The sequence below is a fragment of the Rhodococcus sp. AQ5-07 genome, from assembly GCF_009707305.1.
GTDB classification, from domain to species: Bacteria; Actinomycetota; Actinomycetes; order Mycobacteriales; family Mycobacteriaceae; genus Rhodococcus_F; species Rhodococcus_F erythropolis.
This window is the reverse complement of the sequence record NZ_CP046099.1, coordinates 261516-285189: the sequence shown is the minus strand read 5'-3', so window position 1 is coordinate 285189 and position 23674 is coordinate 261516. Positions and strand designations below refer to the sequence as shown.

Genomic DNA, 23674 nt, shown 5'->3' with positions numbered 1-23674 from the left:
AGGGCCAGGAAAAGTCCACGTCATGTTCGTGTGAAGTTCCGGCGAAGCGCGAACTAACTCGAAGCGACCGGCGCCGATCCCGGAGCTCCCCCTTCCCGCTTGCGCAGGTACCAGATCGACGGTCCAGCCAGGAGCCACGTCACGACGATCACCGATCCCGCCGGGATCAGCGCCACCGTCGCGTTGCGTCCCGCTACCCGGACCAAATCAGGGTCGGCTTTGGAGTACTCCACCTCGATGCGTTGTCCCACAGTCAGATTGGTGGGGTAGAGCACGCCGAGTTCAGGGTTGTGATTCGCGCCGTCTGGTGTCACGAAGCTGATCGCCGAACGTAGCGAGCCTGCCGAGAGCACCTCGGCGGTTGCGGTCCCCATGTTCGATTCGATGGTCCGATCGTTGCGCCAGGCACCGAGAACCAGGATCACCGCGAGCACCGAAATGCCGACCGCAACCACCAGTACGCCGATGCGGAAGCGCCGCAGAACCGTTTGCGTCACAACTGTGCTCGCACGGAAGCGTGGAGTTCGCGCAGTCCACTGCGATCTGTCGCGACTTCGAGCACACGAATGCCGTTTGCGGGTTGCGCCAGCGTCGTTGCCAGGGCGTCGACGGTGACGGCTGCGTGCGGCACGCGGTAGGCCGCGCACAGCGCAGCGAGGTCCATGCCGTGCGGTGTTCCGAACACTCGCTCGAAGACGCCGGCGTACTGCGGGTCGCCTTGTTCGAGGAGTTCGAAGATGCCGCCGCCGTCGTCGTTGGCCACGACGATGGTGAGGTCGCTCGGCCTCGGCTCACCGGTCCCGATCAGCAGCCCGGACGCGTCGTGCAGGAAGGTCAGGTCGCCCATGAGGGCGACGGTCCGGCCACCCTCGTATGCCAGTGCGGCACCGACCGCCGCCGAGACGGTGCCGTCGATACCTGCGACGCCGCGATTCGACAGCACCCGCACGGCGGGCTTGGGATAGCTCACGAGTGCCGCGTCGCGAACAGGGTTGGACGCGCCGAGCAGAAGCTGGTCGCCGTCCGCGAGTGCATCCATCACGGCAGCTGCCACGTGCAGGCCAGTGGCTTTGGGGTGGGCGTCGAGTTGCTTGCGGACGGCAGTTTCGGCGTGTTCGGTCAGCGCGGCGCATCGAGCAATCCAGGCGGGATCGGGCGTCCCGGTGACCACTGCCCTGGTTCCCGTGGCGAGCACGTTGCCGGATACGTCGGGCCAGCGCGGCCCGGTGGTCAGCGCGTAGACGTCGACGCTCGGATCGGCCAAAACCTTCGAGACCTGACGATGCAACGTCGGGCGGCCGGTGATGATCGCCTGCTTGGGCTTGAGTTGCGAGAGCGCGAGTGGATGCAGTGCGATCCCGTGCATCGGAGCCGTCGGCTCGGCCACTGTCGGCAGGCCGGCCAGCTCAGGCCGAAGTGCGCTGCCGTGTCCGGAAATGACCACCGTATCTGCGGTGAGGTCCAGATCGACCGGAACATCGAGCGTCGCGTTCTGCGTGGTGGTCCAGGCTGCACCGCCTGGACGGCCCTCCGGAACCGGGCCATGGACGTGCACGTCCGGCACCAGCGGCTCTCGGAGCGGGATGTCGAAATGCACCGGACCCGCGTTTCCGGATCTGGTTCCGCGGGCAGCGGCGAGGACCCGGCAGACCGCCGAGCGCCACTGGCTGTTCTGCGTCGAATCGTCCTCGGCCAAGCCCAGGCTGATGGTTGCGCGAACCTGACTGCCGAAGAGCCCGAGTTGCTCGACGGTCTGGTTGGCGCCGGTGCCGAGCATCTCGTAAGGCCGGTTGGCGCTCAGGACCACCAGCGGCACTCGCGCGTAGTTGGCCTCGAGGACAGCAGGTCCGAGATTCGCGACGGCGGTCCCGGAGGTCATCACGATGGGGACCGGTCGTTTCCCGGCGATTGCCAGTCCGAGTGCCAGAAAGCCTGCTGTCCGCTCGTCGATCCGCATGTGCAGACGCAACCGGCCGTCGAGATCGGCGGCCTGGAGGGCAAATGCGAGGGGCGCGTTGCGAGAGCCTGGACACAGCACGACTTCACGCACGCCACCACGAACCAGTTCGTCGACGACGGCTGTGGCTTGTGCAGTGGACGGATTCACGCCTTCAAGAGTGTCAGATGTTCGGGTGCAAGCATGCCCAGGGGCGGGGACAGCGGCATTATGTGTGGGTGCGCACACTCTTCGATCCAGCCGAGCTCGAACCCCGCCGGTTCTATCAGTTACTCACTGCTTCGGTGGTCCCCCGGCCGATTGCCTGGGTGTCCACCCTGTCGGCGGACGGCGTCGGCAATCTGGCTCCGTACAGCTTTTTCACCGTGGCAAGTTCGGCGCCGCCGATCGTGCAGTTCACGTCGGTCGGACGCAAGGACAGTCTGCGCAACATCGAAGCGACCGGCGAATTCGTGATCAACCTGGCGACCGCCACGCTCGCAGACGTGGTGAACAAGAGTTCGGCCTTCTACGACGCCGAGGCCGACGAATTTCTCGAGTTGAACATCCGTAGCGAACCGAGCGAGCGGGTTCGCCCTGTCCGGGTCGCCGACTCCCCGATCGCCATCGAATGCACGCTTCACCAGGTCATCGAGGTCGGTAATTCATTTGTCGTGATGGGAAATGTGGTCGCGGTCGCAGTACGTCCCGAGGCTGTCGCCGACGACGGGTTACCGGACTTCGCGGCAATCGCACCGATGAGCCGACTTGGCCGAGCGCAGTGGGGTCTTCCTCCCGAAGTCGTCGAAAAGGACAGACCCACCACTCCACACCGGCCGTAAATCAGGTTAGGGTTACCTGATTAGGTACGAGTAACAGCTAATCAGGGAGCAACCAGTCATGGCCAAGCGCGCCAAGTTCGTGAAACCGGCCTCACGCAGCATCGTGTCGGCGCAGGTCGTGGCGAACAAACGAATCAGCCCGAGCTTCATCCGAGTGACCATTGCCGGCGAAGAGCTGTCCACCATCGCACCGATGGGTGCCGATCAGTGGTTCCGCATGTTCATCCCGCAGGTCGGCCAGAGCGAACTCCGGTTGCCGAGCGCGGCAAGCAATCTCTGGTACGCGCAGTACCTGTTGATGTCCAAGGACACGCGACCGGTCGTGCGCAACTACACGATTCGCGCCTACCGTGCTGCCGGATCCGGTCTCTTCGGTGAGACCACGGAGATCGACATCGACTTCGCCTATCACGGCGACATCGGCCCGGCATCCGCGTGGGCGGACACCGCGTCGACCGGCGACAATGTCGCCCTCCTCGACGAAGGCTGCATCTACAACCCCACACCCGAGGCCAAGTGGCAACTGCTCGTCGGCGACGAGAGCGCACTTCCGGCGCTCATCGGCATTCTGGAAACCGCGCCGGCAGACCTGCGTGCCGAGGTCTTCGTCGAGATTCCGAACATCGAAGACAAGCAAGACATTCCGGAGTTGGCGAACGTCAACGTGCATTGGCTCGTTCGCGAGGACGAACACGCAACGCCGGGTGTTCTGACCCTCGAGACCGTCCGCGCCGCCGAACTGCCCGAGGGGCCGTCCTACACGTTTGTCGCCGGCGAACAGGCACTCACCACCGGGCTGCGTCGGCATCTCGTGAACGACCGAAAGTTCGCCAAGACGGACATCACCTTCACCGGCTTCTGGCGCCGCGGACATTCGGCTCACTGACAAACGAATGCAAAAAAACGAGCGGCCCGGGAGAAACTCCCGGGCCGCTCGTTGTCTTACGTTCGCTTATGCAGCGTGCTTCTGGATCACATCGCCCAGACGCGGCAGAGCTGCAGTCACATGCTTCTTGGCCGAACCGCGCAGCTTCGAGTACATCGACTTGACGACGGCCTTGTCGCTACCTTCGATACGCTCGTCCGTCACCTCGAGGAGGGAATCGGCAACCGCGTCGCCGCGGGCGCTGATGAAATCGGCGAAGCTGCCTTCACCGGAAGCCGAGAATTCCTGCCAGTACGGCTCGAGCTTTGCCACGAAAGCCGGCAGAAGCGCGGTGACGGCGTCCGGCACGATGGACGGGCTCACCTTCTTGACCGCGCCGTAGCCACCCTTGAGAGCCAGCCCTGAGGCCCCCGACTTATCCGAAACCTCTGCGTCGATCAAGGTCTGCACGTCCGCGACGACCGCGGGAACCCGTGATTCCTCGAGCAGGGTTTCGTTCAGAGCTGCAACCACTTTCGATCCCTTCATTCTTCACTGATGTTCATCAGGTCGCGCCCGAGACTATACGAAATTCGGCAGGTCTCTACTGCCGAGTATCCGATGGCAGCGCCTGGCCCTCTCCAACCACCAGTCGCGCCGGTCCGCGGGCGCGGCCAGCGTCTCGAGCAGAACCGGATCAGGCTCGACGGCACCAACAGACAAAGCGCCGTCGACGGCTGCTCCGGTGACCGCGACATCCCGGACGAACAGGCCGCCCGTGCCGAGGCCGCAGGCAAACGGAAGCGTGGGCAAGGCTGCCGCGGCCGCCAGTCCCGCGGACATCCCCACAGCCGTGTCCAGCGCACTCGAGACCACCACCGGCACCCCGTAGTCCGCCAGCTGCGCCGACAGCGCCACCACAGCACGCATTCCGCCCAGCGGGGGCACCTTCACGACGGCTACGTCCGCTCCCCCGGCTCGTACGACGCGCAACGGGTCCTCGGCACGGCGAATGCTCTCGTCGGCAGCGATCCGCACACCGGTCCCCGCGGCGCGGACGCTGACCAGTTCCTCGACGCTTGCACACGGCTGCTCCGCGTATTCGAGTTCACCGTCCTCGGTGATCGCTCGCAAAGCCGTGATCGCCTCGTCCACACTCCACCCGCCGTTGGCGTCGACGCGCACGTTCGGGATGTGCCGACGCACCTCGTTCACCCGGGCGACGTCCTGCGCCAACGACTGCCCCTTCTCGGCGACCTTGACCTTGGCGGTCCGGGCCCCGGGGAAGCGCTCCAACAATTGCGGAACGGCAGAGGCGTCGATCGCCGGCACGGTGGCGTTGACGGGAACGGCGTGACGAAGCGCAGGCGGCGGACCCAGCCACGCCGCCTCGATCCCGGCGAGCAGCCACTGCGACGCCTCGTCGTCGTCGTACTCGACGAAGGGTGCGAATTCTCCCCACCCGGCCGGGCCACGAACGAGCAGAGCCTCACGAGTCGTGATGCCGCGAAAGCGAACTCGCATCGGCAGCGCGAGCACCACGGCGTCCGAGATCAGATCGTCGAACGAGGGGAACATCTCAGGGCTGTCCTGGAAGCAGTTCGATCATGAGCGCCTCACCGTCGGCGAGGAGCTTGCCGTCGAGGTCGGTCAGACGTGCGCTGACAAAGGTCTTGCGACCCTCGACCCGATCCACCTTCCCTTCGATCACCAGTTGCGTGTTGAGCGGAGTGATCGCGCGGTAGTTGATGTGGAGGTAGCCGGTCCGGGAAATCGGACGGCCACCCGCGTGGACCGTCATCCCGAAGACGTCGTCGAACAGCAAGGGCAGGACACCGCCGTGAGCGGCACCGTTGCCGCCCAGGTGGTAGCGGCGGAAGACGCCGGTACTGCGGACTCCTTCGGTGTCGAACTTCTCGACCATCCACGGGAGCATGAGGAGGCTGCCGCGTCCGGGCAGTTGGATGTTCGAACCCGCGGGCGACTTGCCCTCCGGCACCTCGTACGGAGTCAACCGATCGGCAAGCTCCTCGGCCTGCGTAGCGATGTCTGCGAGTACGTCGTCGGGAACATTGGTCGAGACGGCAAGGTCCTGCAACCTGCGCATCGCTTCGACGAAGCGGCCGAAGTCCGGACCTGCGGGAGTATGCCGGAACCGTGGAAATCCGCCCCGCTTCTCACCGTCTGTGACGATCTCCGTGCCGTCTGCGGTTTGTTCGCTCATGACCTGCACGTTAGCGCGCCCGGGAACGTGTTCTACCTCAGGCATCCGTTAGACGCGCGAGGCGTGCCTCTATCGTGACTGAGGTGACCTTCAACCCGCAGCTCTGGCGCCCTGTTCCCGGATTCGAGAACCTCACCGACATCACGTACCACCGGCACGTCAGTCAAGGCACCGTTCGCGTCGCCTTCGACCGACCGGAAGTACGTAATGCGTTCCGCCCGCACACCGTCGACGAGTTGTACCGCGCGCTCGATCACGCCCGTATGACCTCCGACGTGGGAGCAGTCCTGCTCACCGGCAACGGACCGAGCGAGAAGGACGGCGGCTGGGCGTTCTGCTCGGGCGGAGACCAGCGCATCCGTGGCCGCAGCGGCTACCAGTACGCCGAAGGTGAAACGGCGGACACCGTCGACAAAGCACGCGCCGGACGCCTTCACATCCTCGAGGTCCAGCGCCTGATCCGCTTCATGCCGAAGGTCGTGATCTGCCTGGTCAACGGTTGGGCTGCGGGCGGCGGTCACAGCCTGCACGTGGTGTGCGACCTGACGCTCGCCAGCCGCGAGCACGCACGGTTCAAGCAGACCGACGCCGACGTCGGAAGCTTCGACGGCGGCTACGGCAGCGCCTATCTGGCAAAGATGGTGGGCCAGAAGTTCGCTCGCGAGATCTTCTTCCTGGGTGAGACGTACACCGCCGAGGAAATGCATCAGATGGGCGCGGTCAACAAGGTTGTCGACCACGCGGAACTCGAAAACGTCGCGATCGACTGGGCAGGCAAGATCAACGGCAAGTCGCCGCAGGCACAGCGGATGCTCAAGTACGCGTTCAACCTGCAGGACGACGGGTTGGTCGGCCAGCAGCTGTTCGCCGGTGAGGCAACACGTTTGGCGTACATGACCGACGAGGCCGTCGAGGGTCGCGACTCGTTCCTCGAAAAGCGTGATCCCGATTGGTCACCATATCCCTGGTACTTCTGAGACAGTAGGTGCGAGAGGGAGGTCGGACGTGGAGATTCTGAGTAGCCGTACGATATTGCGCCCGAGCGAGTACGAACGAACGCTGAGCTTCTACCGAGACACCCTCGGTCTGGCGATCGCTCGTGAATATCCCGGCGGCACAGTCTTCTTCGCCGGCCAAGGGCTGATCGAAGTCGCAGCGCACGGCGGCACCGGCGAAGGTGGCTTTCGCGGCGCGATCTGGCTGCAGGTCCGTGACCTCACTGCCGCTCAGACCGAACTGGTTCTCGCCGGAGTCAAGATCGCCCGCGAGGCCAGGCAAGAACCGTGGGGTCTGCACGAGATGTGGATCGCCGACCCCGACGGGACACCGATCGTGATGGTGCAGATCCCGGAGGACCATCCGATCCGACGCGATTCCCGGCCACCGTCCGCGTAGTCGAGACACAGCTGTAGCCGAGCAGTGACAGATGCCCGCCACGACTTTCGTGGCGGGCATCTGTCGGTTCTTCGCAGAGATCAGTTGCGCGTGCTCAGCGCCTGAGAGATCTGATCTGTCTGGGCCTGACCCTCGAGCAGTTGGCGAACCAACCACAGCCGCAGCACCTTTGCCACCGATGCGGCCAGGAAGAGTGCGGCACCGACCACTGTCAGGGCGAGGAAAACCACGGTGAGGATCTGGTACGACACCAGATCCCGCAGGTCCGAGAGCGTCAGCGAAGAGATGTAGACGACGAAGGCGCCGACGACTCCGACGACCATGAGCACCAGGCCGGCGATGCGCGTCGCAGCGTCGCCGCCTGCCTGCTTCTTGTCCAGCTTCAACTCTGCGATGTTCTTCTTGAATTCCTCACGGCGATCTTCGGCGAGAGTAGTCATCGTCATCCTCCTAGATAACTGGTAGAAAGTTCGTTTTCGATGTCGAGGGGATCGCCGGTCTTCACGACGCGTCCCTGCAACATGAGTGCGGCCGAGGTCGCGATGGGCAGCACCGCTCGTGCGAACTGCTCGGCGACGAGAATGGAAATGCCTTCGGCTGCAAGCGAGCCGACGACGTCGTACATCTGCGAGACGATTCGCGGTGCGAGACCCATCGACAGCTCGTCGAGCAGGAGCACCGTCGGGTGAGTGCCGAGCGCCCGTGACAGCGCCAGCATCTGCTGCTCGCCGCCGGACATCGATCCGGCCAACTGCCCGCGCCGCTCCCCCAGGATCGGGAACCTGCTGTACGCAACCTCTTCGAGTTCGGCCAACCCGACGCCCGTTCCCGTGGCGATCCACAGATTTTCGCGCACGGTCAGGTTTGCGAAGATCCCGCGTCCCTCGGGGATGGAGCAGACGCCCAGCCTCGCCAACTCCGAAGGCTCGACGCCGTTCACGACCTGGCCCGCGAGCCGGAACTCGCCGCGGGTGACCGGCAGGACGCCTGAGCAGATCTTGAGCGTCGACGTCTTGCCACCACCGTTGGGTCCGAGCAGCGCCACCACTGCGCCCGGTTCGAGTACCAGATCCACCCCGTGCAGAACCTCGATGGATCCGTAACCGGCACGGACACCGGACAGTTCGAGCAACGGTTCGGCGCGGTCGGGGCTGCGTATGCCCTCGTCGATTTTCGCCTCGCCAATTTTCGCCTCGCCAATTTTCGCTGAAGTCATACCGCCTCCTCCTCGGTCCCGATGTAGGCCGCGATCACTTCCGGATCCGTCCGGATCTTCTCCGGATCACCCGATGCGAGGACTGCGCCGTAGTCGAGCACGTGAATGGTCGAGCACACCTTCATCACCAGCGGAATGTCGTGCTCCACCAGACAGATTCCGAGTCCACCCGCCGCCAGCTCGGTGAGCATCTCGGCAAAGACCTCGGTTTCCTGCTCGGTCTGGCCCGAGGCCGGTTCGTCGAGCAGCAGCACTCGCGGGTCGGTCATGAGCGCCCGTGCAACTTCGACGACGCGGGCGCGTCCGGTGGGGATGTCCGCGACGTCCTTGTCCGCGACATCCGTCAGCCCGGTCAGCTCCAGCAGACGATCCGTCTCGCTGTCCACGTCGATCTTGTTGCGGCCGTTCGCCTTGTGGATGTCTCCGGCGACGCGCAGGTTGTCACGCACCGACAGCGAGACGAACAGTTCGAGCCGCTGGAAGGTACGTGCAAGCCCGCGACCTGCCCGCTTGTGCGGCGGCAGCTTCGTCACGTCGACGCCGCCGAGGAACACCTGACCGGACGTGGGTTTCTGCAGCCCGGTGATGGTGTTGAAGAGCGTCGTCTTGCCCGCACCATTCGGTCCGATCAGTCCCGTCACGGTTCCGGGTTGCACGGTGAGCGAAACGTCCTTGACCGCGACGTGCCCACCGAAACGAACGCTCACACCGCGTGTTTCGAGAAGAGGTGCATCAGACATGGGCGGTCAACTCCTTCGGCGAGCCGCCCTGGTACTGAGGAATCCCCAGTTCGCGGTCGATCTCGTCACGGATCTCGGGGCTGTACGGGACGTCGATCCCGACGTCTTCGGGAACGACTGTCGCCTTGGCTGCCAATTCTTCCGGAGTGAGAACCGCACGGGGCATGACCATCTCGCCGATCACGGGCAGCATGAACACCACCGCGATCGTGATGGATGCGAACCACCAGTTGCCGAGTACGCCGGTCAGAGCAAGGACGTAGGTCAGCAGAACGACTGCGGCGCCGCCGATCAGAACCGGCCTGGCATCGGTGAGCCGACGGTAGCCCTCGATCACGCTGTGCACGGTGCCACTGGGGTTCGCGCCGACACCGATGCCGATCAGGGCCGGGCTGACGGCCGCGATGTTGCCCAGCAGCAGCCACATTCCCTCCAACTCCGGTTGCGCCGAAGCCAGATTGGTGAACGAGACCATGATGACGGCAAAGCCGATTCCGGCCATGAGCCCACCGAACAGCGCGCCGGTGACGTATCCGATGCCCGCGACGACGGTCAGCATGAGCAGCGAGAGGCTGACCATGATGGCAAAGCTCTCGCCCGAGACGGAACCCATCGCGCTCGACATCAGAATGCCGCCGAGACCGGCGATCCCTGAAGAGATCATGAAGACGCTCAGCTTGAGCCGAACCAGGCTCTGGCCGAGCATGGCCGAACCGGCCGGGCTGTCCTTCATCGCAGCGAGACGGCGCCCGTAGCCGCTGTTACGCAACGCGATGACGCCGACGCCGAGTACCGAGAACAGCGCGGTCACGGTCATCAGGAACACCGTCTCGTTGCTCAGATCGAGCGGGCCGATCTTCAGCGGAGGGAGAGCGATGTTGCCGTCTTTGAACAGCGAATACTTCATGCCGAACATCTCGTGTTCGGTGGTGTCGCGAAGGACCATGTTGGAGAGGAACACTCCGAATGCCATGGTCGCAAGCGCGAGATACAGCCCTCTGAGCCGCAGCGCCGGCAACGCGACGAGGCCACCGATCACGGCGGTGACGAGGACTCCGACGACGATGCCCCACAGGTTGAGGTGCGCAGCCAACCCGGAACCTGAGATCCCGAAGTGGAAGGCCACGATGGTCGCGATAGCGCCGAAAGATACCGGCGCCAAGTTCAATTCACCGGCGTAGCCGGTGAGGAGTGTGAGCGAGAGCGCGATGATCGCGAAAGTCATTCCGATAGTCAGTGTCGTGACCGCCGACGTCACCATCAGCAGACGGATCAGGTACACGATGACGATCAGTGCCACGCCCCAGACGACGGCCTTGCGTACGCTCGGAACGTGGTACCGCTCGCGAGTGCGAGTGACCGCGCCGCGCAGGCGGTCCTGAGGTAGGACGATGAGTACGACGAACAGCGCGATCATCGGCAGGGAGACACGGAAATTCGACGTCCAACTCCAACTTGTCGGGAAGTACGCCAATACGTACGTACCGGCAAGCCCGAGAACCACGGCGCCGACAAACGTGCGTGGGATGCTGCGCAACCGGCCGAACATGGCCGCGGCAAACGCGTCGATCACCAAGAGCGTCAACATGTTCGCCTCGAGTGTGCCGCCACTGATCGGGGTGATCAGGATGCCGGCCAGGACTGCGAGCGTCGAACCCATCGCCCAGGACAGTGCCGCGAGACGCTCCGGATTGTGGCCGTTGAGGCGCAGTAGTTCCGGATCGTCGACGACGCCGCGCATCGCAACACCGGCCCGGGTGCGCGTGAATAGAATACGCAGACCGACGGCGATAGCGATCGCAACGAGGATGCAGATCAGCTCGTGGTAGCGGATGCTCGCGCCGAACACCGTGATCTTGGACTGGTCACCGAAGAACATCTGCATCGTTCGGGCGGTCTCGGGATGCCAGAACCAGTGCGAGATCGAGAGCATTCCGAGCAGGATCGTTACCGTCACAACGATTTTGGTGACCTCGGCGGTATCGCGTAGCCCCTTCATGATCAGGACGTAGAGGCCGAGACCCATCAGCGGACCGACCAGGACCAACGAGATCAGCAAGGCGACAACCGTGGGAAGTTCCCAGCCGTAGCGCAACTGCCAGTAGATGAACGCACCGAGCATTGCCTGTGCACCGTGCGCGAAGTTGAAGATGCCTGACGTGTTGTACGTGAGCACCAGCCCGGAGGCAGCGATCGCGTACACCGACCCCAGGACCAGGCCCAGGATCGTGAAAGTGACAAAAGTGTTCATGGCTGAACCCTCGTTAGGGACTCGGGCGGCGGTTGGCGCTCGCCGCCCGAGTCGGAAGAATCAGGACTGCGGCTTGATGACGTTGGCGTTCTGGTACTTCGTCGAAACGCGGTCAGCGCCGAGCTCGGTTCCCCAGGTGCTCTTGTCGGTCGCGACGAGGTACTTGGGGTCGCACTTGAATTCGCCCGCGGTGGACGGGAAGGCCTGCGAGTAGGTACTGCCCTTCAGCGAGGTCATGAGTCCGCAGGTGGCCGGCATGTTCTTGCCGGGATCGGTGACGGCATGCAATCCGCCGCCGTCCCACTCGTGAATGTTCGAGAGTTCGTCGACCATGCACTGACGCGTCAGATCGCTGCCGCACTCGTCCGCGGCGGCCGCCCACAGCAGGAACGACGACGCCGCCTGCATACCGAGAAGCGCAGTCTTGCCACCCTGCTCGGAAACCAGATCCACGTACTTCTTCACTGCGGGCACCTTGTCCGCGTTCTCGAGCATCTGGAAGGTCATGCCCGCGTTGAGGTTGTCGAGCAGTCCGGTGTCCTTGTTCCAATCGGAGACGGTCGCGCCGTACCAGGTGGCTTCACCGAAGAAGATGGGATCGATCCCGACCTGGTCGAGGGCCTTCACGAAGTTCAGCTCCGACGGGCTTGCCGATCGTGACGTCCAGATACCCTTCGCACCGCACTCCTTGTACTTCTCGGCAAACGGCACGTAGCTCGATTCGCCCTCGTAGTTGAGTGTGACGCCGCAATCCTTGAGCTTGAAGCCCGCTGCCTCGGCGATCGAACGAATCTTCGTGGTGGAGCTGATGATCGTGGGCATCGTGCTGTTGACGACGTCGAAGTCGTTCACCAGATCGGGATGCATCTCGGCCATCTGGAACCACTGCGAACCGTTCGCGTAGTCGACGGGGAACGGAACTCCCTGGAACGTCATGGGTCCGTTCGCGGCGTCCGGCGAGACGGTGAAGCCTGGCACTGACACCAGGTTGCACGCGACACGCGTCTGCTCCGCAGTCTGATCCATCGCGAAGCCGTAGCCGACCATCATGAACTGACTCGCGCACGCTTCCTGCATGACCGAGTTGGCCTGCGTCATCGCGGCGTCGTAGTCGGTACCGACGACCTTGCGGCCGTTGATACCGCCTTGATCGTTGCACCACGAGATGAGCGCGTTCACCGCATCGCTCATTTCCTTGTTCAGCCCGGGAGACTTCACGTACCCGCGGTCGTCACCGAACCCGATCTTGATCTCGGTGTCGCTGACGCCTTGATCGGTTGCGCCGGTGGCATCGCCTTCGCCACACGGCGAATCGAGGGTGCCGAACTTCGCGTCGGATGTGCTCGACGCAAGATCGGCGCTGACGCCTGATCCGCCGACAGCGACGGCGTAGGGATCGTCACCACGATTCGATGCGCAGGCTGATGCCAGAACGGCGGTCGCTGCGAGTGCCACGATCAGCTTCGTGGACTTGTTGGGCTTCACGGTCGGAGCTCTCCTTCTCACTGACAGACACCGAGATACAGAGGTGAAACCCCTGTTCCGGTGCGCTCGGTGCCCGTAGGTAATCAGCGTTTAAAACGGTCCGAATGTGCCTTCCCGGTGAGTGAGACCAAAAAGTGAGGTCCCACACAGGGTTCGGATTTCGTGGCGCTGAACACATCGCGAACGGCAGCGCCGCAGCCCACGCGCGGGGACGTACTCCACGGAGGCCCTGTTCGCATCCCGTTCGCTGTACTTTTACGCGTTCGATACGCACAATTCACGTTGTGACCGCAGAGCTCGTAATCCTCCTGGTGGTAGTTGTCACCGCCCTCGCGTTCGATTTCACGAATGGTTTTCACGACACGGGTAACGCAATGGCCACCTCCATCGCGACCGGTGCACTCAAGCCCAAAGTTGCGGTCACACTTTCCGCGATCCTGAACCTGGTCGGTGCGTTCCTGTCCGTCGAGGTCGCCGCGACGGTAGCCAAAGGTGTCGTCAACCTCGGCGCGGTCAGTGGGCAGGATCTGCTGCTGATCGTGTTCGCCGGTCTTGTCGGCGGAATCATCTGGAACCTGGCGACCTGGCTTCTCGGATTGCCGTCGAGCTCCTCGCACGCGCTGTTCGGCGGCTTGATCGGCGCCGCGATCGCCTCCATCGGTATGGGCGGAGTCGAGTGGGGCGGAGTGCTGACCAAGGTCGTCGTCCCCGCAATCCTCGCGCCGGTCGTCGCTGCTCTGGTCGCGGGCGTCGGCACCAAGCTCGTGTACCGCATCACCGCATCCGTCAAGGAAGACGAGCGCGAGCGCGGTTTCCGTTTCGGCCAGATCGGCACCGCCTCCCTGATCTCACTTGCACACGGCACCAATGACGCCCAGAAGACGATGGGCGTCATCTTTTTGGCCCTGGTCGCTCACGGCACCATCACCGCCGAGACCGAGATGCCGTTCTGGGTGAAGTTCACCTGTGCCGTCGCGATCGCCCTCGGCACCTACCTCGGCGGTTGGCGCATCATCCGCACCCTGGGCAAGGGTCTTGTCGAGATTGCCGCGCCGCAGGGTCTGGCAGCCGAAGCGTCGTCCGCCGCCATCATCCTCACGTCGAGCCACCTCGGACTCCCCCTCTCGACCACCCACGTCGCCACCGGCTCGATCCTCGGTACGGGTATCGGTCGCAAGGGCGCCGAGGTCCGTTGGGGTGTCGCCGGCCGGATGGCCGCAGCCTGGCTGATCACATTGCCGTCGGCTGCCGTCGTCGGAGCTATCTGCTGGGCTCTTGCGCATCTGGTCGGCGGACTCGCCGGCGTGCTCGTCGTCTTCGCCGCGCTCATCGCCTTCGCGATCTTCATGTACATACGCTCGCGTAAGGAACCCGTGGACGCGGCGAACGTCACCGCCGAATGGGACGAGAATTCAGATGCGGCAATTGCCGAGATCCCGGCAGCCGAACCCACGCCGTCCACCGAAGCCACCCGCAACTCCTGAAAGGGGCGCAAGAGAATGCATCTACTCACCGATACCCTCGATTCGCTCTGGCAGGTAGTGGCAGTAGGACTGCTCTTCGGAGCGGGACTGCCGGCGATCTTCGCATTCGGCCTCAAGTCGCTGAGCCTGCCTAATCCCGACGGCACCGAAGGACCGACCACCCTGGGTAAAATGGGTGCGTACCTCTGTTTTGCGATCGTGCTCGTCACGATCTTCGCCGGAATTCTGTTGTTGATGAAGAACTTCTTGGCCAGCACGTTCGGAATCCACGTCTTCTGAGTGGTCGTCGCGGCACACCACTGAAACCACCGAAACGAAAATGAGGCCGAGGATTTGAGCAAGTATTCATTGCGCAGCGTGCTCGACTGGCTACGCGCCGGGTACCCCGAGGGCATCCCGGACAAGGATCATTTCGCCCTGCTCGCGGTTCTCCGTCGACGTCTGACCGACGAGGAGATCGAGCAGGTCGTTTCGATGTCCATCGAGTCCGCGCACGAGGTACCGGACCGCCACGTCGACTACGACACGATTCGCGCCATCATCGAGGGGATCCTCAACGAGGAGCCGTCCGAGGACGACGTCGATCGTGTCACCGAAAGACTGCGCGCAGGTGGGTGGCCGGTTATCGAAGACGTGGACGCCGACAACGAAGTTCGAGATGTGAGCTGACGTCATGGCTCTTCCGCCCTTCCTCACGTCGATAGTCGGCTGGTTGCGGGCCGGCTATCCCAATGGCGTCCCCGAACAGGACTACATCCCGCTCTTCGCACTCCTCACTCGCAGACTCTCCGAGGCCGAGGTCGACGCCGTCGCCGACGCGTTGATCGAGGACGGCGATCTGCCCATCGAGAAGACCGACATCCAGGTCCTCATCACGAAGATCACCAACGAGATGCCTCTCGAAACCGATGTCGACCGCGTGCGAAGCCATCTGGCTGACGGCGGTTGGCCCCTTGCCGGGCCGGACATCCGGTGAACGTTCTTCGCACACTCGCGGTTCCGCAGGGCGAGGCGGCTTTCGAGGTATTGCCTGCCGTCGCGCAGATCCTGGGCGGCGAGCACGACGCCGTGCTCCCCGTCCCGGCTGCCGACGCACGCGAGACGGCCCGACTGAGCGACGCTCTGCACCCCGATCAGCCCATCGACGACGGCGTCTCGCTGGTAGTCGCCACGTCGGGAACCACGGGAACGCCGAAGGGCGCGATGCTCGGTGCTGATGCCCTGCGTGCCAGCGGCGACGCGACCCACGAACGCCTCGGCGGCACAGGATCCTGGTTGCTCGTTCTCCCTCCGCACCACATCGCCGGTATGCAGGTTCTGCTGCGCAGTGTTCTCGCCGGAACGCAACCGGTGATCGTCGACGTCAGTGCGGGTTTCGACCCGGCAGCGCTTCCGGGCGCCGTCGCCGCGATGAGCGGACCGCGCCGCTACACCTCCTTGGTGCCGACGCAGTTGGTCAAGGCGCTCGGTGATCGCGCCGCGGTCGAGGCGCTGGCGTCACTCGACGCGGTTCTGCTCGGCGGCGCTGCGACTCCCGCGCCGGTACTCGCGCAGGCCACCGAAGCGGGCATCACCGTCGTCCGCACCTACGGGATGAGTGAAACCTCCGGCGGTTGCGTCTACGACGGAATCCCGTTGTCCGGAGCGCAGATTCGTATCGACGACGGGCGAGTGCTGCTGGGTGGGCCGATGCTCGCGTCCGGGTACCGCGGGCTTCCCGACCACCCCGCTTTCGCCGAGCCCGGTTGGTTCCGGACCGACGACGCCGGAGCGGTGGTCGACGGAGTCCTGCGCATCAGCGGCCGGTTGGACGAGGCAATCTCCACCGGCGGGCTGACCGTCGTACCGCAGGTGGTCGAGGCCGCGCTGGCCGATCACCCGGCCGTTCGCGAGTGCGCGGTGATCGGCATCGAGGACCAGCGGCTGGGGCAGCGGGTGGTGGCCGTGGTCGTACCCGAGGGCGAAGCTCCCACGCTCGATGAACTACGCGCACATGCTCAGCGGACACTCGACGTCACCGCGGCGCCGCGCGAGCTGTTCGTCGTGGACGCACTGCCGCTCCGGGGGCCGGGCAAGCTCGACCGCGCCGCCCTGGTGGCTCGGTTCAGCTAGCAGCCGCAGCCCGATTGTTCAGCCGCAGGCCTGATCAGCGCCGCGGCTGCACAATCAGCGCGCGGCTCCGCGGAGGCAAGCCCGCTCGAACCTTTCGCGGACACGTTCGAAGTCGCGAAGATCCGCCCATACCCACCGGAACACCTCGAACCCCGCGTCCCGGATCGCGTCCTCCCGCAGTTTCTCGCGCTCTACCGCCCTCCCCGGATTGTCGCCGCGATACTTGACCATCCCGTCGAACTCGCCCACCACACCGTGCTCTTTCCAGAAGAAATCGACTCTCCCGATGAACCGGCCACCGTGACGGATCTCGTGCTGCAGGGTCGGCATCGGCCAACCGTCGTCGCGCATGCGTACCCGGCTGATGGACTCCCCCGGACTCTCGGCACCTGGTTCGATGAACGTCGCCGCCACTCGAGCGCGACTCATTCCCAGCCGTCCGCGCGCATGATCGAGCGAAGCGTCGACGTCCTCACGCCTCATTCCGCGTCGCAGGGCGCAATCGCCGATCACCACGGCGTTCTCGAACGGCGTCGTCCGTGCGAGGTCGACGAACGTTCGCGCAAGCGACGTGGTTGCGACGCCGTCGATCAGCACGACCTCCTCGGCCGGGACCACTGCCGGATGAAGATGCAAGGTTTGACTCTTCCGCCCACCCGAGCACCGGTTACGCGTCATGTGCACGGTGCCCAATCGCAATCCGCCGCAATCCAATCCGTGCATGACCGCTGCCGAAGCGTGGCTCACGATTGCGCCTGGTCCACAGCTTTCGGTGGCTACCATGACAGCGCAGCGGTGGCGTGCTCTCGCATCGAGTTCGCGGAAGTGATCGGCGCGCATGTAGATCCCCGCTGCGATTCGGTGCAGCTCGCCGCGCCTGACCGCTCGCTGCAACTGCGCGTCGCTGGTGCCGTCGCGGTGAGCCTGTGCCCGCGTGAGAATCTCCATGCAGCGAGCGTGATGCCGCCGCGCCCGCACACCGACAAGCAAGATCCGTCTGGGGATTGTTTGCCGGTTGTGGAGCACCGACCTCGCGCGCTGTGCAAGTAACCGCAAGTTCCACGCAAGGTCCATGCAAGATCGATCTGCCAAGCTTCATCCCATGAACCACACAGCTTCGCCTCTTGCCATCGAGGCCGACGGACTCGTCAAGAAGTTCGGCGAGCACCGCGCGGTCGACGGCGTCAGCCTCACCGTCCCCACCGGCTCGGTGTTCGGCGTCCTCGGGCCGAACGGCGCCGGCAAGACCACCACTGTCCGCATGCTCGCCACCCTCCTTCGCCCCGACGGCGGTGAGGCGCGCATCTTCGGTCACGACGTCAGCCGTGAACCCACCGCGGTCCGCTCCCTGATCGGCGTCACCGGGCAGTACGCCTCCGTCGACGAGGATCTGACCGCGACCGAGAACCTTGTGATCTTCTCCCGGTTGCTCGGCCTGAGCCGCCGCGATGCGCGCACCAAGTCCCTCGAACTCCTCGAGGAGTTCGACCTGGTCGAGGCCGCAACCAAACCGCTGAAGAACTTCTCCGGCGGTATGCGTCGGCGCCTGGATCTGGCGGCCAGCCTGATCGCCCGCCCGCCGCTGCTGTTCCTCGACGAACCCACCACCGGCCTGGATCCGCGCACCCGCGCCCAGATGTGGGTGACCATTCGGCGACTCGTCGCCGAGGGCTCGACGGTGTTGCTCACCACGCAGTACCTCGACGAGGCCGATCAGTTGGCCGATCGCATCGCGGTGATCGACCGCGGTCGCGTGATCGCCAACGGCACCGCCGACGAACTCAAGGCTTCGGTAGGGATCTCCTCCCTCCAGCTCAAGTTGGTCGACCGTGACCGAACCGAGGAAGCTCGCTCGCTCATTGCGGCTGCGCTCAGCGTCGAGGTGGGAGTCACCCCCGAAGTCGGTCGGATCACCGCACCGCTCAGCGACCCGTCGATCACAGCGGACCTGTTGATCCGTCTGCGTGAGCAAGGAATTGCCGTCGACGAGATCAACGTACAGAAACCCAGCCTGGACGAAGTGTTCCTGACCATTACCGGGCACCAGCCCGAAGACGGTGGACGCAACGACGCCCAGTCCGACAACGACTCCGATCGGAGCGTCGCATGACAACCACCCTCACCAAACCCCGGTCGCCGATAGCCCAGCCGGACGCCGCACCCCGCCGCATCAGCCTGCAGCAGAGCTTCGCGAACACGTTCACGATGGCGTACCGCGGAATTCTCAAGATCAAGCACAACCCCGAGCAACTATTCGACGTCGTCATCCAGCCGATCATCTTCACGTTGATGTTCACGTACATCTTCGGCGGCGCGATCGCCGGTGACGTGACGGCATATCTGCCGACGATCATCCCCGGCATCCTCGTCCAGACCGTCATCACCGGTTCCATCGTCACGGGCACTCAGCTTCGTGAGGACATGGACAAGGGCGTGTTCGACCGCTTCAAATCCCTTCCCATCGCTCGTATCGCCCCGCTGTCCGGCGCATTGCTCGCCGACGTCGTGCGCTACGGCATCGCCACGACCATCACGTTCATCGTCGGTTTCGCGATGGGATACCGCCCCGCAGGCGGCGTGGTCGGCATTCTGTCTGCCGCGATCCTGGTCATGGTGTGCGCGTTCTCCATCAGCTGGATCTTCGCCCTCATGGGCGTGCTGATGAACAAAGCGTCTACGGTGCAGGGTGTTTCGATGCTCGTGCTGTTCCCGCTGACGTTCCTGTCGAATGCGTTCGTCGATCCTGCCACCATGCCGAGTTGGCTTCAGAAGTTCGTGAACGTCAATCCGGTCTCACACTTGGTGACCGCGGTTCGCGAGCTGGCCAACGACGGTCACTTCGGTATCCACGTCGTGTGGTCGTTGGTCGGCGCCGCGGTGATCGTTGCCGTCATGGCGCCCCTGACCGTGCGGATGTACATGCGCAAGACATAAGTCCCGCAACATCGTCCAGCTCTAATCCAGCACCGGTCCGCGAAGCGCAGCCAACACTGCTTCGCGGACCGCTCTGCGTGAGTAACCCGATACCTTCTCGGTTTCCACAGACCACTTGTCGGCTCCGACTACACCAACCGCGAATTCGGAGAGGCGCGCATGGTGGAGCGAGACGAAGTCCTGTCTCCCCGGCATTTTCAACGACAGAGCCATCAGTTCGACCCCTCGATCGATGTTGCCCGTGACAAGATCGAACGACCCGATCGCCGACGCCAAGGAACCCGCGAGCGGCAGGTCCGCATAACCCTTGGGATCGAACTTGAGAGCACTCGAATCCTTCATCTGCAGAACACGATTTGCCACGAGTTCATGTCGGCCGTGAACGACGTGAGCACACACGGCCGCAGCACCGAGCAGAACGACGAAGGGATCACCGAAGATGTTCTCGATCGCAGAGCCCAACAACTCCAGTGCTTCTCGATACCTGGCCAACCCTTCGTCGATTCGGCCGTCGGCGAGATCCGCCTCGGCGATGCTCGCTATGAGCGCCGCGCGCCGTTGATCGGTTTCGATGGCACCGGTCCCACCCGAGTGCGCCAAGGCCGGGCGTGCCCGATCGAGAAGTGTTCGCCCGCCGGCGGTGTCACCGGATGCGATCATTGCTCCGGCTTGAAAGCAGATGAGCTGCATCGCCTCGTCACGTGCACCGAGGCGTTCCATCGACGCCGCCGCAATCGCGTAGAACTCGATGGCCTCGCCATATCGCGCGGATTGGCTGTGGACCGACCCGACATGCTGGGCCGCCATCGCAAGGCCCCACTCGTCACCGGCATTGGTCGCGTAGTCGAACAACGCTTCCCCGTCCAGCAAAGCGCCCCGCAGATCCCCGATGTTCTCGCGCATATTCGAACGCGCGGACAGCGCAGCCATTCGGGTCTCGGGGTCGGAACTGCGAACGCCTTCCGCAACCAAACGCGCAAGTCTGTGGTTGGCGATCCCACTCGTGGTCAGCTTGATCAGAAATGCGAACAACGGACCGAGATCATCGCGCTCACGCAACAGCTTTCGAAGACGAACCCGCGCGCGGGCATGGTTTCGATCGGTCTCCGCGAAAAACAGATGCATCGCCACCAGAATGAACGTCGCGCCCACCAATTCTGCATTTACATCGCGTAGATCGTTGTCCGCGGTCGCCCCGACGATCTTCGACGCCCAGTTCGAGACTTCCGAATTCGATCCTCGTACGGCCCACAGAATCGCGAGGACGGGAAAGACATTGGCTACGGTGACCGCGTCGCCGCGCTCCACGGCCCAGCGAAGAACCGCGAGAAGGTTGTCGTGCTCGGCGTCGAGGTCGGCAATCAGGCGCAGCTGATCCGTGCGTGCACGCACGACGGCGTCCTCGGCGATCGCGATTGCCCAGTCATCCAGGCGCCGGATGACTTCCGGCCCCTCTCCGGACGCGGCGAGTCGCTCCTCGCCATATTCACGGACCGTCTCGAGCATGTAGTACCGAAGCTCACCCTGCCCGTCGCTGACGGAAAGAAGTGACTGATTGACCAGCGCTTCGACGGCGCCGGCCACATCGGTCAACGCGCCCCACCCGGCAACGGCCTGCGCCGAGGAAAGCGTGAAACCTGCCGGGAATCGGCACAATCGACGCAGCGCAATCTGATCCCCGCTGCCCAACAGATTCCAGCTCCAGTCGATCACCGCGTGCAGAGTGCGATGCCGATCCGGAGACGTCGGATCATCGGAGCGCAACAACGCGAACCGATCTCGAAGTCTCGAACCGATCTCGTCGACGCTCATCGTGCGGACCCGGGCAGCCGCGAGCTCGATCGCCAACGGGAGTCCGTCGAGCGTCGTACACAGCTTGACGACCGCATCGACGTCCAGATGAACGGACGGCCGCACCGCACGTGCTCTCGCCGAGAAGAGTTCGACTGCCGAGCCGGTTCCGTCGTCGATCGCCAACGGCGGCAACGGGTACACCGCCTCGGCACTGATCATGAGCGGCGAACGACTGGTGGTCAGTACCGTCAGCTGACGACCGGCCGCGATCATCTCGGCCACTATCTCCGAACACGCGCCGATCACGTGCTCGCAATTGTCGAGGATGAGCAACATCGGACCGGCGGACAACGCCTCTTTGAGTCGCTCTCGCGCCGAATGCGTCCGGCCGACGGTCAATTTGCCTGGCGCCAGATCGGATTCGCTGATTCCGAGGGTGCCGCCGATGGCCGCGATGACATCTTCACTGCTGCGCAACGACGCCAACTCCACGAGTACCACCGCGACGCCAGGCTGGTTCACGGATCCGCGCAGGCCCAATTCGTGTGCGAGACGGGTTTTTCCGGCGCCACCAGGTCCGAGAATGGTGACCACACGTGAGCGAGCCAGCAAGGATTCGATCTGGTCGATGTCGCTGTCGCGACCGAGCAAGGTGTTGGGGGCAGCGCGTAGACCGATCGCCCGCGCAGCTCGCGGTGTTGCCGCAGGTGCCCCGAGAAGTTCCGCGTTCAGAGCCACCAGTGCGGGTGACGGATCAGCGCCCAGGCGATTGGCGAGGTGGTTGCGGAACTCCGCGAATACTTCGAGTGCCTCGTTGACCCGGCCGGCTCCGGCGAGCGCACGCATCAACGCTTCGGCCGCTGTGTCGTCGAACGGGCTCGACAGATGGCGTCCGCGCACCAGTGGAATGGCGGCCGCGTACTCCCCCAACGTGAGCAACGCGTCGATCTGCGCGGACTCCAGTTCGTCGTACACGCGGCCTGCGTCGAGCGCCAGACGATCTGCGACGTCGCCGACCACGTCGCTCCCGGGGGTACCGCGCCACAGGCGCAGCGCCGCGGTCGTGACGGCGAGTGCCTCGGACGCGTCGGCGCCGCCGGCGCGCAGACGACGGGCGGCGTCCGCTGCCCGCGCCAGGTCGACACGCTCCCGAGCGAGAGTGAGCCGGTATCCGGCCGCCGTGACTTCGAGTGCCCCGTCCGGAAGTGCAGATCGCAGGCGCGAGACCTGAGTGTGGAGGGCGTTCATCGGTGAGCGCGGCGGCTCCAGCCCCCAGACGTCGTCGATCAGGCTCTGCGCGGTACGGGGCTCACCCGGATTGCGAGCCAGCGCAACCAGCAGAGTTCGAGCTCGCGGACCCGGCAACGGAACCAGACGATCGCCCACTTTGGTCGAAATGGGTCCGAGCAAGGCAATGTCTGCCGGGTCTTCGCCCGACTGCGCGTACCTGGCGCGCTCACTCACGTCTCGAGTCATGTGCTGATCCACCGCGTTCGATCGTATTGCACAGTGCAAAGATCGTTGTATGGCAACAGCTGCTCAATGGATCGAAGGCGCGAGGCCGCGCACACTCCCGAACGCGATTGCGCCCGTGCTGGTCGGCACCGGAGCCGCGGCGTCCCTGGACCTCGCAGTGTGGTGGAAGGCGCTCCTGGCACTGATCGTCTCCTTGGCCTTGATCGTCGGGGTGAATTTCGCGAACGACTACTCCGACGGAATCCGCGGAACGGACGACGACCGCGTCGGGCCACTGCGCTTGGTCGGATCGAAGTTGGTCAGTCCCGGAGCTGTGAAGGCCGCAGCGATCAGCTGCTTCACCGTTGCCGCGGTAGCCGGGTTCGTTCTGGCGGCGACCACAGCCTGGTGGCTGGTTGCGGTCGGCGTGTTCTGCATCATCGGTGCCTGGTTCTACACCGGCGGCAAGAAGCCGTACGGATACAGCGGGTTCGGCGAGATCGCCGTGTTCATCTTCTTCGGGCTGATCGCAGTGCTGGGAACTCAATTCGTACAGGCCGAACGGGTGGATCTGGCCGGGCTGGCCGGCGCGATCGCCATCGGTTCATTCTCGAGCGCGGTGCTCGTTGCCAACAATCTTCGAGACATCCCGACCGACACCGAGTCCGGAAAGATCACTCTCGCAGTCCGGCTCGGCGACGCGAAGACCCGCACGCTGCACGTGATCCTGCTGGCCGTCCCGTTCGTCGCGACCTTGCTGCTGATCCTGCGTACTCCGTGGGCCCTGCTCGGATTGCTGGCGTTGCCACTGGCAATCCGAGCCAACGCCCCGCTGCGTTCAGGGGGCCAGGGAATGGCTCTGATCCCCGCGTTGCGCGACACCGGACTCGCCATGCTCGTCTGGGGTGCCGCGACCGCAGTTGCGCTCAGTCTCGCCTGAA

Annotated in this window: 24 protein-coding genes; 12 read left to right on the top strand and 12 right to left on the bottom strand. The window is 64.3% G+C overall.

Going from position 1 to position 23674, the window contains the following annotated elements:
- Positions 1-53 precede the first annotated feature (53 nt).
- Positions 54-497, bottom strand: coding sequence for a DUF3592 domain-containing protein (locus GJB56_RS01430; protein ID WP_113682371.1), 444 nt, complete (start codon positions 495-497; stop codon positions 54-56).
- On the bottom strand, positions 494-2107 hold the full coding sequence (gene menD / locus GJB56_RS01425) for a 2-succinyl-5-enolpyruvyl-6-hydroxy-3-cyclohexene-1-carboxylic-acid synthase (RefSeq protein WP_020906813.1): 1614 nt from the start codon (positions 2105-2107) through the stop codon (positions 494-496). The genes GJB56_RS01430 and menD overlap by 4 nt, the downstream gene beginning before the upstream one ends.
- Positions 2108-2175: 68 nt before the next feature.
- On the opposite strand from menD, the gene GJB56_RS01420 reads away from it, so the two are divergent.
- Together GJB56_RS01420 and GJB56_RS01415 are read left to right on the top strand one after the other, a co-directional pair.
- Complete coding sequence (locus tag GJB56_RS01420) at positions 2176-2778, top strand: flavin reductase family protein (protein WP_021343457.1); 603 nt, start codon at positions 2176-2178, stop codon at positions 2776-2778.
- Positions 2779-2836: 58 nt separating this feature from the next.
- Positions 2837-3664 carry a siderophore-interacting protein gene (locus tag GJB56_RS01415; RefSeq protein ID WP_113682370.1) on the top strand — a complete coding sequence of 276 codons (828 nt, stop codon included), beginning with the start codon at positions 2837-2839 and terminating at the stop codon, positions 3662-3664.
- A 66-nt stretch (positions 3665-3730) separates the two neighbouring features.
- On the opposite strand, the gene GJB56_RS01410 is transcribed toward GJB56_RS01415, so the two are convergent.
- The 3 genes from GJB56_RS01410 to GJB56_RS01400 are packed head-to-tail and all read right to left on the bottom strand — an operon-like array spanning position 3731 to position 5867.
- The gene (locus GJB56_RS01410) at positions 3731-4177 is read right to left on the bottom strand and encodes a DUF6918 family protein (protein WP_003941973.1); all 447 of its coding nucleotides are present in this window, start codon (positions 4175-4177) and stop codon (positions 3731-3733) included.
- 48 nt (positions 4178-4225) lie between these two features.
- Positions 4226-5221: an o-succinylbenzoate synthase gene (locus GJB56_RS01405; protein ID WP_020906810.1), complete on the bottom strand. Its 996-nt coding sequence runs from the start codon at positions 5219-5221 to the stop codon at positions 4226-4228.
- A 1-nt stretch (position 5222) separates the two neighbouring features.
- A complete protein-coding gene (locus GJB56_RS01400) occupies positions 5223-5867 on the bottom strand; it encodes a PaaI family thioesterase (protein WP_024487302.1) in 645 nt (214 codons plus the stop codon).
- 83 nt (positions 5868-5950) lie between these two features.
- Between GJB56_RS01400 and GJB56_RS01395 the strand changes: the two genes are divergently transcribed.
- Positions 5951-6844 carry a 1,4-dihydroxy-2-naphthoyl-CoA synthase gene (locus GJB56_RS01395; RefSeq protein ID WP_024487301.1) on the top strand — a complete coding sequence of 298 codons (894 nt, stop codon included), beginning with the start codon at positions 5951-5953 and terminating at the stop codon, positions 6842-6844.
- A 28-nt stretch (positions 6845-6872) separates the two neighbouring features.
- Positions 6873-7262: a VOC family protein gene (locus GJB56_RS01390; protein ID WP_019744328.1), complete on the top strand. Its 390-nt coding sequence runs from the start codon at positions 6873-6875 to the stop codon at positions 7260-7262.
- 80 nt (positions 7263-7342) lie between these two features.
- On the opposite strand, the gene GJB56_RS01385 is transcribed toward GJB56_RS01390, so the two are convergent.
- The 5 genes from GJB56_RS01385 to GJB56_RS01365 are packed head-to-tail and all read right to left on the bottom strand — an operon-like array spanning position 7343 to position 12954.
- Entirely contained in the window at positions 7343-7702 is a 360-nt protein-coding gene (locus tag GJB56_RS01385; RefSeq protein WP_003942018.1) for a hypothetical protein, read from the bottom strand.
- 2 nt (positions 7703-7704) lie between these two features.
- Complete coding sequence (locus tag GJB56_RS01380; protein WP_113682447.1) at positions 7705-8463, bottom strand: ABC transporter ATP-binding protein; 759 nt, start codon at positions 8461-8463, stop codon at positions 7705-7707.
- Between the two features lie 11 nt (positions 8464-8474).
- Complete coding sequence (locus GJB56_RS01375; RefSeq protein WP_020968954.1) at positions 8475-9218, bottom strand: ABC transporter ATP-binding protein; 744 nt, start codon at positions 9216-9218, stop codon at positions 8475-8477.
- Complete coding sequence (locus GJB56_RS01370; RefSeq protein WP_113682369.1) at positions 9211-11469, bottom strand: ABC transporter permease; 2259 nt, start codon at positions 11467-11469, stop codon at positions 9211-9213. The genes GJB56_RS01375 and GJB56_RS01370 overlap by 8 nt, the downstream gene beginning before the upstream one ends.
- 60 nt (positions 11470-11529) lie before the next feature.
- Complete coding sequence (locus GJB56_RS01365; protein ID WP_020968953.1) at positions 11530-12954, bottom strand: ABC transporter substrate-binding protein; 1425 nt, start codon at positions 12952-12954, stop codon at positions 11530-11532.
- 284 nt (positions 12955-13238) lie between these two features.
- On the opposite strand from GJB56_RS01365, the gene GJB56_RS01360 reads away from it, so the two are divergent.
- Genes GJB56_RS01360 through menE form a run of 5 tightly spaced genes read left to right on the top strand, consistent with a single transcriptional unit; the run spans position 13239 to position 16550 of the window.
- Positions 13239-14438: an inorganic phosphate transporter gene (locus tag GJB56_RS01360; protein WP_019744333.1), complete on the top strand. Its 1200-nt coding sequence runs from the start codon at positions 13239-13241 to the stop codon at positions 14436-14438.
- 15 nt (positions 14439-14453) lie between these two features.
- Positions 14454-14717, top strand: a complete 264-nt coding sequence (locus GJB56_RS01355) for a membrane protein (RefSeq protein WP_019744334.1) — start codon at positions 14454-14456, stop codon at positions 14715-14717.
- A gap of 54 nt (positions 14718-14771) precedes the next feature.
- Complete coding sequence (locus GJB56_RS01350; protein ID WP_019744335.1) at positions 14772-15107, top strand: DUF3349 domain-containing protein; 336 nt, start codon at positions 14772-14774, stop codon at positions 15105-15107.
- Positions 15108-15111: 4 nt separating this feature from the next.
- A complete protein-coding gene (locus GJB56_RS01345; protein WP_019744336.1) occupies positions 15112-15414 on the top strand; it encodes a DUF3349 domain-containing protein in 303 nt (100 codons plus the stop codon).
- On the top strand, positions 15411-16550 hold the full coding sequence (gene menE / locus GJB56_RS01340; protein ID WP_021334073.1) for an o-succinylbenzoate--CoA ligase: 1140 nt from the start codon (positions 15411-15413) through the stop codon (positions 16548-16550). The genes GJB56_RS01345 and menE overlap by 4 nt, the downstream gene beginning before the upstream one ends.
- A 54-nt stretch (positions 16551-16604) precedes the next feature.
- Here menE and GJB56_RS01335 read toward each other — a convergent pair whose 3' ends face one another.
- Positions 16605-17498, bottom strand: coding sequence for a hypothetical protein (locus GJB56_RS01335; protein WP_230091113.1), 894 nt, complete (start codon positions 17496-17498; stop codon positions 16605-16607).
- A gap of 154 nt (positions 17499-17652) precedes the next feature.
- Here GJB56_RS01335 and GJB56_RS01330 point away from each other — a divergent pair, with 154 nt between their 5' ends.
- A complete protein-coding gene (locus tag GJB56_RS01330; protein ID WP_003941960.1) occupies positions 17653-18660 on the top strand; it encodes a daunorubicin resistance protein DrrA family ABC transporter ATP-binding protein in 1008 nt (335 codons plus the stop codon).
- Positions 18657-19484, top strand: coding sequence for an ABC transporter permease (locus GJB56_RS01325; protein WP_003941848.1), 828 nt, complete (start codon positions 18657-18659; stop codon positions 19482-19484). The genes GJB56_RS01330 and GJB56_RS01325 overlap by 4 nt, the downstream gene beginning before the upstream one ends.
- Positions 19485-19505: 21 nt before the next feature.
- On the opposite strand, the gene GJB56_RS01320 is transcribed toward GJB56_RS01325, so the two are convergent.
- The gene (locus tag GJB56_RS01320; RefSeq protein WP_113682446.1) at positions 19506-22754 is read right to left on the bottom strand and encodes a BTAD domain-containing putative transcriptional regulator; all 3249 of its coding nucleotides are present in this window, start codon (positions 22752-22754) and stop codon (positions 19506-19508) included.
- A 49-nt stretch (positions 22755-22803) separates the two neighbouring features.
- On the opposite strand from GJB56_RS01320, the gene GJB56_RS01315 reads away from it, so the two are divergent.
- A complete protein-coding gene (locus tag GJB56_RS01315; protein WP_019744341.1) occupies positions 22804-23673 on the top strand; it encodes a 1,4-dihydroxy-2-naphthoate polyprenyltransferase in 870 nt (289 codons plus the stop codon).
- The last annotated feature ends 1 nt before the right edge of the window (position 23674 follow it).